At 42.5% G+C, this 11,327-nt stretch carries 8 protein-coding genes; 5 read left to right on the plus strand and 3 right to left on the minus strand.

Features of this window, described 5'->3' with window-relative positions:
* Positions 1-48 precede the first annotated feature (48 nt).
* Positions 49-1,317 carry an inorganic phosphate transporter gene (locus FN961_RS01030; RefSeq protein ID WP_143562690.1) on the minus strand — a complete coding sequence of 423 codons (1,269 nt, stop codon included), beginning with the start codon at positions 1,315-1,317 and terminating at the stop codon, positions 49-51.
* 24 nt (positions 1,318-1,341) lie between these two features.
* A complete protein-coding gene (locus FN961_RS01035) occupies positions 1,342-2,022 on the minus strand; it encodes a TIGR00153 family protein (protein WP_143562691.1) in 681 nt (226 codons plus the stop codon).
* 288 nt (positions 2,023-2,310) lie between these two features.
* On the opposite strand from FN961_RS01035, the gene FN961_RS01040 reads away from it, so the two are divergent.
* Positions 2,311-3,813, plus strand: coding sequence for a CYTH domain-containing protein (locus FN961_RS01040; RefSeq protein WP_143562692.1), 1,503 nt, complete (start codon positions 2,311-2,313; stop codon positions 3,811-3,813).
* Positions 3,814-3,864: 51 nt separating this feature from the next.
* Here the strand turns inward: FN961_RS01040 and FN961_RS01045 are convergent, their stop codons facing one another.
* Positions 3,865-4,659 carry a potassium channel family protein gene (locus FN961_RS01045; RefSeq protein ID WP_143562693.1) on the minus strand — a complete coding sequence of 265 codons (795 nt, stop codon included), beginning with the start codon at positions 4,657-4,659 and terminating at the stop codon, positions 3,865-3,867.
* 714 nt (positions 4,660-5,373) lie between these two features.
* Here FN961_RS01045 and FN961_RS01050 point away from each other — a divergent pair.
* The 4 genes from FN961_RS01050 to FN961_RS01065 all read left to right on the plus strand — a co-directional run bounded on the left by FN961_RS01050 (position 5,374) and on the right by FN961_RS01065 (position 11,263).
* Complete coding sequence (locus FN961_RS01050; RefSeq protein ID WP_143562694.1) at positions 5,374-6,519, plus strand: tetratricopeptide repeat protein; 1,146 nt, start codon at positions 5,374-5,376, stop codon at positions 6,517-6,519.
* A 120-nt stretch (positions 6,520-6,639) separates the two neighbouring features.
* Positions 6,640-8,397, plus strand: coding sequence for a LamG-like jellyroll fold domain-containing protein (locus FN961_RS01055; protein ID WP_143562695.1), 1,758 nt, complete (start codon positions 6,640-6,642; stop codon positions 8,395-8,397).
* On the plus strand, positions 8,397-9,863 hold the full coding sequence (locus tag FN961_RS01060) for a LamG-like jellyroll fold domain-containing protein (protein ID WP_143562696.1): 1,467 nt from the start codon (positions 8,397-8,399) through the stop codon (positions 9,861-9,863). The genes FN961_RS01055 and FN961_RS01060 overlap by 1 nt, the downstream gene beginning before the upstream one ends.
* Positions 9,860-11,263 (plus strand): LamG-like jellyroll fold domain-containing protein, encoded by a 1,404-nt coding sequence (locus FN961_RS01065; protein WP_143562697.1) that lies wholly within the window; start codon positions 9,860-9,862, stop codon positions 11,261-11,263. Before FN961_RS01060 ends, FN961_RS01065 begins: the two co-directional genes overlap by 4 nt.
* Positions 11,264-11,327 lie beyond the last annotated feature (64 nt).

Here is an 11,327-nt window from a genome sequence, read left to right on the forward strand (position 1 = left end):
GCCAATTGGCTTCCCTTTTTGTTTATCATACTTCGTCTAAGGCTAAGTTTAGTTAAAAATGCCTTTAATCATAAAGAAGAAGATAATTGACAGTGCGGCGCCTGCAGGTAAAGTCACAACCCAAGACACAACAATATTTCTGACCACACCCATGTTAATCGCAGCGATACCACGGGCCATTCCGACGCCTAATACAGCACCAACGAGTGTCTGTGTTGTAGAGATCGGTAGTCCGGTGCCGGAGGCAATGACAACAGTCGAAGCTGCTGCAAGCTCTGCGGCAAAACCACGGCTTGGTGTTAAGTGAGTAATGTTCTTACCGATGGTTTGCATTACGCGCTTACCAAAGAGAGCAAGACCCATCACGATACCAACGGCACCAAGAGGTAGAATCCACCAAACTAATGGCGATTTGCTCGCAATATTACCACCACTCTCAACCACTGATACTACCGCAGCTAGAGGACCAATAGCGTTAGCTACATCGTTAGAACCGTGAGCAAATGCCATACAACATGCGGTCAGTACCATTAAGATAGCAAAGACTTTCTCAACATTATCAAATTGGTTTTGACGGCCTGCACCTGGGTTCATCTTAAGACGCTTAATCGCAATCATACCGACAAAGCCAACAGCAATTGCAATTAACGTTGCTAAGCCATACGCCTCAGCTGTGCTGAAGTTTATGCCAACATGCTTAAGACCTTTAGTGATTGTCACGAGAGACATCATAAAGCCCGCTAGTGCCATATAGAAAGGCACATAGCGTTTGGCGTTAGCCAGTGGATTGTCGGTATTGAATATGAGTTTTTGTACACTCTGGAATATCAAAAAGGCAATAAAGCCTGATATTGCAGGAGTCACAACCCAAGAACCAACGATTCCAGCGACCTTGTTCCACTCAACAGCCTCAGTACCAACACCTACTGCCGCGAAACCAACAATGGCACCGATAATAGAGTGAGTGGTAGAGACGGGCCAGCCGAGTGCAGACGCAACGATAAGCCAAATACCTGCAGCAAGAAGTGCAGAGATCATGCCGTATACAAGCAGTTCTGGCGAATCAACAAAATATGCTGAATCTATGATGCCATTACGGATTGTACTGGTGACTTCACCACCGGCTAAATACGCACCAGCAAATTCGAAAATCATCGCAATGATGATCGCTTGTTTAATCGTAATAGCGTTTGAACCTACTGAGGTTCCCATTGCATTGGCTACATCATTTGCGCCAATACCCCATGCCATTAAAAAACCAAATGCGGCCGCAATAGCAATAAGCATTGGGCCATTGGTGACTAATACATCAACCATGTTGTTACCTTGATAACTTTGTTGTTAGACGCGAGCTAGCATTAGCTCTAAGCGGGAACCTACACGTTCAGCAAGATCTGCTAAATCGCCTACCCACTCAATTATCTTATAGAGGAACATCACGTCTATAGGGTTCATATCGTTTTCGATAGCGAACAACTGGCGACGGATCTTGATTTGAAGATCATCCGTATCTTCCTCGATTTTATCGAGTTCAGCAATCATTTTAGCAACCAGGTCAACTTCACGACCGCGGAAACCAGTTTCTAAAAGATCATCGAGTTCATTAATAGCTTGTTTTGCAAGTGAAACTGCATCAAGGCAGCGAAGCAAGTAAGCGTTGAAAGGGTGTTGAATTGCTTCTGGGATCAGAAGCTGACGACCGATAATACGGCCAGATATGTCCTTCGCTTTGTTAGCGATCTTATCTTGCTGGGTCAAAAGCTCCAGTAAGTCGGTTCGTTCGACTGGCATAAACAGGCCACCGGGAAGGGTGAGGCGTATTTCACGTTTGAGTGAGTCCGCTTCTCTTTCCGTTGCACTTATCTGCTGTCGAAGTTCAATTGCACTTTCCCAGTTGCCTGAGACTGTAGCATCAAAAAATGGCACTAGGATCGATGCGCATTGGTGTACTTTATCTATGTGCTCTTGTAGAGGCTTGATTGGCGATTTTGCAAACACGCCCAAAATAGAGTTTACTGGCATTGCCGTGTACCTATTTAGATTATTCCACTGTTGGAAAAAGCGGGCGCATGTTAACCCAAGCGACCGCGTATTGAAACTGTGTATTTCAAATAAAAACTAACCGCTTTTATTCTAAAGGGTTGTACCTGAACTGCAAGTCGCAATCCTACTGGGAATTTGTGACAGTAATATTACACTGAATTAATTCGATGAACTTTTAATTAATTTTACATGAATCTTTAATGACGCCGGCTAAGTGCAACTCTGGTATTGTGCTTAGTATTAGATAATAGAGAGAGCATTCGTTCGATGAACACCGAGATAGAACTTAAGTTATTTTTCCAACTAGAACAACAAGAAACGTTAATAAATCTACTCGATAACCTCCCGCTTTCTGAACAACAATGGTGTCGAAATCTCTCTAATGCCTATTTTGATACCGCGGATCTTCAGCTTAGACGTTGGGATATGGGGTTAAGGGTTCGAGGCTGTGATGGTGCCTTAGAGCAGACCATAAAAACAGCAGGCAGCGTTGTTGGTGGTATTCATTCTCGGCCAGAATTCAATGTAGATATCGATAAAACCTTTCCAATTCTTTCGCTTTTTCCTGAAAAAATATGGCCAGAGCAGGCGATAATTTCATCGGTACAATCTGAGTTGACCTGTTTATTCAATACAGACTTCTCTAGACGTACTTGGCATATTTATGTTGATAAAAGCCTGATTGAGGTGGCATTAGATATAGGGAAAATAGAGGTCGAAATAGCCGGTGAACGACGAGTTGAGCCTATTTGTGAGTTAGAGTTTGAACTCATGGCGGGTGAAGCATCATCCTTGATTAAACTGGGTTTGCAAGTGGCAGAGTCTTTGCCTGTTAGATTAGGTAAAGCGAGCAAAGCACAGCGTGGTTATCGCTTGGCCTCACAAGCCAGCCCGCTCAGTTTAGAGGTATTAGAGTTTATCTCTCTAAGACCTGAACAAGATTTGAAACAAGCTTTCATTACATTATTGGCTACCGGACTTGAGCGCTGGCAACTGCTTGAAGCGATGATTTTAGAGTCAGACTCAACAATGAATATACAGGCGCCGTATCTTTGCTATCGCTTAAGAGCTTGTATCCGTTTATTGCGTTTTACCTTGGCTCAATTTGATCTCCTTAATGGGCCATTGACAGCAAAGTTTGACTGTATAGAAGGTCATCTTGATTTTATTGAAACCAGTTTAAGTTGTGTGGAGATACTTCAAGAAAACAGCATGTTGATCGCAAAACTTCCTCAACATAAACAGTTGAGTGATTTAGTGACGGTTCAATTACAACAGCTTTCAATCCCTCAGCGAATATCGATGATGTTACAAGAAGTCAGCTATGGCAGCTTGCAGTTGTCATTGGTTGAGCTCTTGTTTGACGTGAAATCGGGTCAAACAGCTATCGATAAAACCCTTTCTTTGCAAAATTTTGCAGATAAAGTGCAGGACCGATCTTGGTTGAGAATAGTTGACTTGATGCCATTGAATATCGATTTAAGTAGTGCTGATTACCAAACTTTCGCCCGAGCACTGGATGAGAGTGTGTTTGTTGGTGTTGCTTACGGCGAGCTTTATTCGGCTAAATCACGAGATCTGTTTAGGCTGCCTTGGCAGGATTTGACTCTCGGGATTAGAACCTTGGCAGCCTATCGTCAATTGGGGGAATTGAGCCAGCAAAACGCTATCGACATCTCGCAGTGGTTGACTAACAAAGAGGAGAGTCTGTTGTTCGCCATGGAACATTCCAGACGTATTGCGTTAAAGAACGAGCCTTACTGGCGTTAGCGCTATCACTTCCCAGCTCCAGAGGGGCTGGGATACTGTTTTTTAGCAGAGTTATTTATCCCTTTGGCCCAGATCATTTTTTAGCTCATCTATCTGCTTTAAGAGCATGCCTTGATTGGCTTCCATTCTCTCTAAAGCCTCATGCAACTCACTGCGTATCTCTTTACTTTGGCTTTCAAATTTCTCAGCTTCATCGGGGGAGATAAAGATGGAGGCCATATAACCTGAAATGACCCCGAAGAAACTCACGCCACAGATGATCACCACACCACCGATGACATGTCCGGACGTCGTTACTGGGTAATAATCGCCATAACCTACGGTTGAAATAGTGACTAGAGCCCACCAGATAGCGTTCTCAGCTGTTTGAATATTGGCACCTGGTACACCACTTTCTACGATGAGAATTAGTACAGACGAGAAGGTCAATATGGTTACCATGGCAACGAGTAAGCTGGCTAAGGTTGCTTGATTACGTTGCTTCACCATCGGAAGGATAAAAGACTGGGCCATGCGAATTAAACGTATCACACGTAAAATCTGGAATAATCTAGCGAACCTTAAAGGTTCAATAGCGGGGATGCTGGCAACGAAGTCTATCCAATTATGTTTAATGTAATGGACTTTTTTATCGGATTTGAATAAGCCAATGAAGAAATGGCTGAGGAATATAATGCAGATGCTAAAGTCGATTGCGGTGAGTAAGCGTTTTGTTTCAGGGTCGAGAGTCATGAAGCTCAATACTAAAACCACAATGACAGAAAGGAGTGACAGGACCATCATAGCGAGTTGAAAAGGGGTTAACTCCTCTTCTGTATGGGGGAACCATTTTTTTCTTTCTGCCATATTAACATCCAATTGTTGTATCTACTTGTGAATCATATCTTTTGCTAGAGTCTACTTGTTTTTATCACCAAAGTGGATCAAGTCATATAAAAATCGTTTTTTGATTTCAGTCTCCTCTAAGATACTAATGACTATTCGTCGAAACACTTCAGTTTAGGTGCTCAGTAACGTCGTGTCTCTTGATGTTGTAGGTTACAGATTTTGCTAAATTCATTGGCTTTACTCATTGGATCGGGATTTGGCGAATGGGATGCAGCTGTATCGGAGTGGATATAAAATAATAGAACTAGTCATTATGAGATTAATGACTATTTAGTTTTTGAATTTATTGGGGATAAGCGATTATCTGAATAAAACTATGGTCTATATTTTTTATAGGAAATAACCGTCTCTAGATAAAAGTATCTCTCAAAACTTTCTAATTATATTTTTTGAAACAAGAATGTAAAACATAGATATCACTACTTTTATGTTAAAACACATGATTAAAATCTATTTATAAATAAGTCTAAAGTAGTATTAACAATGCTTTTAGTTAAAAATTATCAATACATTTAATCTTATTAATTGTTGTTTTATAAGTGAATTTTTTACACAGGCTTGCAGTTGTTGCGATTTTATGAATTAGGTTGTTTTTTAGTGCTTTATTTTGATTGATTGTTAATCGATTCTATAGTAATTTTTATATTAGCAATCTTGGACTTTATGAGCTATATGGATATTACAAGGAAGATAGAAAAGCTTGAGCTTTTCCTACAACAAGATCAAAAAAATTTAAATCTAAATCTAGATCTAATCCATCTGTTATTAGGTGCAGGATTTATTGATAAGGCCTCAGTGTATCTTGACTCTGCTTTGTTGATAGCTCCAGACTCTTCTCAGTTAGCTTATGTATCAGCTTTAATATATTGCCAAAAAAATAATTACCAGCAGGCATTGATTATACTTATTCCTTTACTCAATAAGGAAGGTGAATCTGCTCAGCTCTTATACCAGTCTGCTTACTGTTATCTTCAATTGAATGAACCAGAGAAAGCGCTGGAGTTGCTAACAAAGGCAATAAACTATTCTCAAGATAAAGAAATAGTTTATCTGTTAGGGCGTACTCAGTATCAACTTAAGAAATTTGATTTAGCCTTGTCGACACTGGTGTCTCTCGCTGAAAAAGAGAGTTCATATGCACCTGTTAACGGTCTGCTTTCACAAATATATATAGATATTGAACAATGGGATAATGCTCAAGAGTATGCTCTTAAAACATTGGATTTGGATGATAATAATACCAGTGCAAACATAGCTATTGGTTTTATAGTTCTTCAGCTGAATGAATACGATAAAGCTGAGCAATACTTTTCAAAAGCTTTAAGCATAAAAGAGGAAAGTAGTCGCACTCATCTTGGGTTAGGTACGATTGCTGTTTTCCAACAAAGATATACTGAAGCTGAGCAGCATTTACATAGGGCTTTAAGTATTCAAAATGACCTACTTCCATCAATTAATTTATTAGGTTGGCTATATATTTTAACTGATAGATTTAAGAAGGCTAGAGAGATTTTTGAGAAAGGGATTGAGGTTGACCGAACTTATGCTGAAATGTATGGAGGTATAGCAGTTATAAGTGTGCTAGAGAAAGATGAAGCCTCAGCTCGGAAAAACGTATCTATAGCGTTGCGTCTAGATAAAATGAATTATTCAGGAAACTTTGCAAAAATCCTACTTTTACAAAATTCTCAACAAATATCTCAAGCTGAAAAAGTTTGGGGGGATTTAATGAGTTCTCCAATCGATGTGAGTGGGAAAACCTTCGAACAAGCTATCATTGAAAAGATAAGAGAATATTTAAAAGTTACTCTACATTAAGTAGTATTGATTTAAGTAGTATTGATTTGAATTAAATTATAAAAATTCTTCTTTATGAGGAAGGGCAGCTTTTGTCTTAAAAGCTGATATTTAAATAAGGGTTAAAGGAAAGACTCTACTATGAAAATAAATATAGCATTCGCTATTGGCTTAATGGCTGTAGGTGTATCTTCACCATTACTCGCTGATAGTATGAAAACCAGTTATTCGTTTAATCAAGCTAATGGTTATCCGGGTAATGGAGAACAAAGCAATAATGGATATAAAGGTTACTTCCCTTTGTCTGGTAATGGACAATTTATTACAGCTGGTCGTTCAGGATTAGCTTTAGCTCAAGATGTCATGGTTGTTGGAGGAATGGCTCCCTTTAGTAAAGATATTCCGCTAACAATATCGTTATGGATTAAACCAACTCAAGATGCGGCAAGTGGAACCATCTTATCAAGAAAGCATAGTGAAAGCGGCACAGGTTTCAGTGTTGCATTTGATGCTGATATGAATCTTGAATTCAGTCTCGTTGATGAATTTGGTGGTGCTATATCGGTAGCTAGTTTAACACCCATTACTATTGATGGCATGTGGCATCATCTAGCGGTTTCATATAAGGGGGATGCAGATGCTTCTAATATGGGGTTGTATATTGACGGTCAAGTTACAGAGTTAAGACTGTCTTCAAATAGTCTTAGTGGGCAAGTTGAAACTTATCACCCACTTGTTATTGGTGGAAGCTCCTCATATACCCAAGCACTAGCAGCTGAGATTGACGAAGTATATTTAATTCCTCAGGTTTTCAACGCAGAACAAGTTACTTGTTTGTATCAGTTAAAAACAGACTGTGCTTATCGGCCGACAACAGGACAAGAAGGTCCTAGAGGGCCGATAGGTGATATAGGTGAGCAAGGCGATAGGGGCGCAAGTGGCGTGAGTGGTTTGGCTGGCATTGCTGGACTTAAGGGAGAAGCAGGGTTAGTGGGGCCAATAGGGGCTAGAGGTGCACAAGGTCCACAAGGTTTTACTGGCCCAACAGGCATTGCTGGTACTGATGGTTCTGATGGTACCGATGGCTCCGATGGTACAAATGGAGCGTCCGGGGCACAAGGTGCCGTTGGAGACAGAGGACTAACGGGACCACGTGGTCCTAAAGGAGTGCAAGGTAATATTGGTGCCAAAGGAGCTCTGGGTAATCGTGGGCCACAAGGTGCTGTTGGTAATAAAGGGGCCGCCGGTATAAAGGGAACTCGAGGTGGACAAGGGGTGGTAGGCTATACCGGTGCTGCAGGAGGTCAAGGACCAAAAGGATATAATGGACCAAGTGGGCCGCGAGGAAATACGGGGTTACAGGGAGCGCAGGGCGCACAGGGAAATAGAGGGGCTGTAGGCCCTCGTGGATATAATGGGGGTAATATTGCAGGTTATACAGGTGCTACAGGTGCTGACGGTGCTACAGGTATTCGCGGTATCCAACCAACTGCTGCTGAGTGTTTAGAAGACTGGTACGGGTTTGCTGTCACTCCCCCAAAAAGTGATGTCATGTCGTTAACCTCTGATTTTGATAGGGCGCTTAAAGGTGAGTTTACACACACTTCCACTGTTCAAGAAAATGAATTAGATGGCGTGATAGATCCCGATTTCATTATAGAGCGTGCTGTTCGTACCACTAGCAATGGTCTTGTGCATATTGATTTAAACATATTAGCAATCGAAACAGATGAAGAGGAGAAGGCGTTTTTCTTAGCATTGGATTTGAGCGATCAAGCGGTATTTGATTTTGTTCTGGATTTGTATAGCCAGAAAAATCTTGATAATCGTTATGCTGTCGAAATTCCAAATTTGTTAGTAACTCCATCGCCATTGCAGCCTGAACAGAGGACTAAATAATGAAAAGGATTATTCACTCACTAGCCACTTTGGCTGTATTGGGTTTGTGTACCACTCATGCTACAGCATCTAACTGGGATGCGCATTGGTCTTTTGCTGGCCACGGTAATGACAGTTTTCACCATGAACATAATGGAGTTTTTCCACTCAGTGGTACAGGTAGTTTTGAAATAGGTAAGCAGAATCAAGCTCTCTATTATGATCTTTTACAGATTGATTCTTTAAGTATTCAAAAATCAACGGATCCTTTTTCTCTCTCTCTTTGGGGCTTGAGAGAAACAAATTATTATTCAGAAACTTTGTTTTCTAAACAAGCATCTGCATACAGTTCAGGAATGTCAGTAGAGCTTGATGATAACAATTCGATTGTTGTCGATATTCGTAATGGTCAAGGCGGCAGTATTAAAGTCAGGAGTATTGCTGCATGGGACGATATGAATGATTGGCATCATTTAGTCGTTACTTATAATGGTTCTATTCAAGCTAATGGCATTAGTTTATACCTAGATAATCAACTGCTTGAACTAGATATCGTTAATGATAATTTAAGCGGTGATATAGCCAGTAATGAACCTATGGTAGTCGGTGCTGATAGTGCGAATAGTTTTTCAACTTTCAATGGCGCAATTGATGAGGTCTATCTGGGGAGTCGTGCATATAACAGCAGTGACATTGAATGTTTGTTTGCGCTGCGGGATAACTGTGTCGTGCCTGATACTGGTGAACCACCAGTGGTGGCTCCTCAAGGTCCTAGAGGTTTTGAAGGACCTACTGGGCCACAAGGTTTACGTGGCGCAACGGGGACACAAGGGGTAATAGGTCAAAGGGGGGCGGTAGGCGACACTGGTATTCGTGGGCCACAAGGGGTTGTTGGGTCAACGGGAGCTATTGGATTGAGAGGCTTGACTGGAATCTCTGGAAATCCAGGTGTCGACGGTCGTGACGGTCGCGACGGTAGAGATGGAAATACTGGTTTAGTTGGGATAACTGGTCCTGATGGCTTGGCTGGAAGTAAAGGCGTTAGAGGGGATACTGGTTCAGTTGGCCCACAAGGTGATCCTGGACCTCAAGGTTTGAAAGGTGCTACTGGTGTCAGGGGGGATACAGGTGCAACAGGAGATGCTGGGCCGCAAGGATATTCAGGTGCAGCAGGTGTTACCGGTGCTGATGGTGTGCAAGGAGATAAAGGTTCAACGGGTGCTCTAGGAGCTACTGGACCTGTGGGACCAAGGGGATATGTCGGACCAGCAGGTTACAAGGGGCCAACAGGCTACCACGGTGTAGTAACAAATGGCTCTTCTGGTGCTGAAGGGGCCCGGGGAGGAAGAGGCCCTATAGGTTATAGTCGGTATTTTTCAGGTGGTGGCGGTGGCGGTTGTAATTACTGCGCTAAAGGTATGAGTACGGTTCAGCTGTATAAAACAACGAAAGCCAGACAAACAGTTCAGGATGGGGTGGCAAAATGAAGCTTAAATTACAATTTTTAGCACCAGCATTATGCATGTTGGCAGCTGCAAGTGTCACCGCCAATGAATTTGGTGCCTATTACTCATTTGAAGGTCAGGGCAATGGTTTTAGAGATACATCAAGTAATGACAATAATGGCTACTTTTTGAACTCGTCTGGTGGGAGTTACACTTTAGATGGTCGCAACGGGGTGGCTTTAGATAAAGATGTATTGGTTGTAGGCACTATGCCATCACATAAGAAAGATATGCCTTTTACCATTTCAGCTTGGGTTAAGACTTCTGAGCTGCAAGGAAATCATCCTTTGGTTTCTAAGTTGGCAGCAGGGAGTAATCAAGGGTTTAGTATCAATCTTTCCCCACAAGGACTGATATTCAATCTTATGGATCAAACCGTCTCCGGTATATCTGTGTCTACATCTGGCTTGCCAGCTTTAACTGGGTGGACACATATTGCAACGACCTATAGTGGTAGCGGTAAAGCCTCTGGAGTCAAAGTTTATGTTAATGGCTTAGAGCAAGAGACGACTGTTTTGACTGATAACTTGGAGCTTCAGACTAATACTTTTGCTCCACTTTATATTGGTGGCTCGATCAGGGAGCCTGCACCTTTTCCTGGAGCTATTGATGAGGTGTTAATTGCGCCAAATGCTTATTCGATAGGACAAATTGGTTGTCTAGCTACGTTTGGCAGTGATTGTGCTACTGCAATAGGTTTAGGGCCACGAGGTGAGCAAGGGACGGTAGGACCAAAAGGCCTTCCGGGCCTATTAGGTAATGCAGGAAGTCGAGGAATACAAGGACCTGATGGTGAACAAGGTGCAGTGGGACCTGCTGGAGAGGTGGGTTCTCAAGGCGGACGTGGCGCAATTGGTCCTATAGGTGCACAGGGAGCGGTAGGGGCCAGTGGTGCTAATGGCAGCAATGGTGTTAATGGTAGTGCAGGTGCGGCAGGTGCCAAAGGTCCACGAGGAAGAATCGGTCTTGCAGGGATTCAAGGAGATATAGGTGCAACCGGTGCAACGGGCCCTAGAGGTGTAACAGGGCTTCGTGGTGAGCAAGGTGATACAGGACCGAGAGGAGGGCAAGGTGCTCAAGGGCCAAGTGGTGCTAGAGGTGTAACTGGGTCTGTAGGAGCGACAGGTCGAAGAGGAATTGATGGTCCAATAGGGAATCAAGGTGCACGTGGAAGCACCGGTGGACGAGGTGCTGTAGGACCTACATCATCAATTGGGGGAAGTAGAGGAAATACTGGTCTTTCTGCTGTTCAATACTACTCAAGTTCGAGCTTACATACCCTGAGAACACAAAAGGCTGGAACTCCGGGCGCGAGAGGTCCCCAAGGGTACCAAGGATACAGAGGACGTTGTATTTGCCAAGGTAGTCGCTGTTATCTTTAAGCTCAATAGATATTAATCATAACCAATCAGGGCACTCTTCGAGTGCCCTTTCCCACAAGGATTA

This window comes from Shewanella hanedai (genome assembly GCF_007197645.1).
Taxonomy (GTDB): Bacteria; Pseudomonadota; Gammaproteobacteria; order Enterobacterales; family Shewanellaceae; genus Shewanella; species Shewanella hanedai.

Excerpts from the sequence above, each read along its gene's own strand:
- FN961_RS01045 (WP_143562693.1), bottom strand. The coding sequence starts at position 4,659 with ATGGCAGAAAGAAAAAAATGGTTCCCCCATACAGAAGAGGAGTTAACC.
- FN961_RS01060 (WP_143562696.1), top strand. The coding sequence starts at position 8,397 with ATGAAAAGGATTATTCACTCACTAGCCACTTTGGCTGTATTGGGTTTG.
- FN961_RS01055 (WP_143562695.1), top strand. The coding sequence starts at position 6,640 with ATGAAAATAAATATAGCATTCGCTATTGGCTTAATGGCTGTAGGTGTA.
- FN961_RS01030 (WP_143562690.1), bottom strand. The coding sequence starts at position 1,317 with ATGGTTGATGTATTAGTCACCAATGGCCCAATGCTTATTGCTATTGCG.
- FN961_RS01035 (WP_143562691.1), bottom strand. The coding sequence starts at position 2,022 with ATGCCAGTAAACTCTATTTTGGGCGTGTTTGCAAAATCGCCAATCAAG.
- FN961_RS01065 (WP_143562697.1), top strand. The coding sequence starts at position 9,860 with ATGAAGCTTAAATTACAATTTTTAGCACCAGCATTATGCATGTTGGCA.
- FN961_RS01050 (WP_143562694.1), top strand. The coding sequence starts at position 5,374 with ATGGATATTACAAGGAAGATAGAAAAGCTTGAGCTTTTCCTACAACAA.
- FN961_RS01040 (WP_143562692.1), top strand. The coding sequence starts at position 2,311 with ATGAACACCGAGATAGAACTTAAGTTATTTTTCCAACTAGAACAACAA.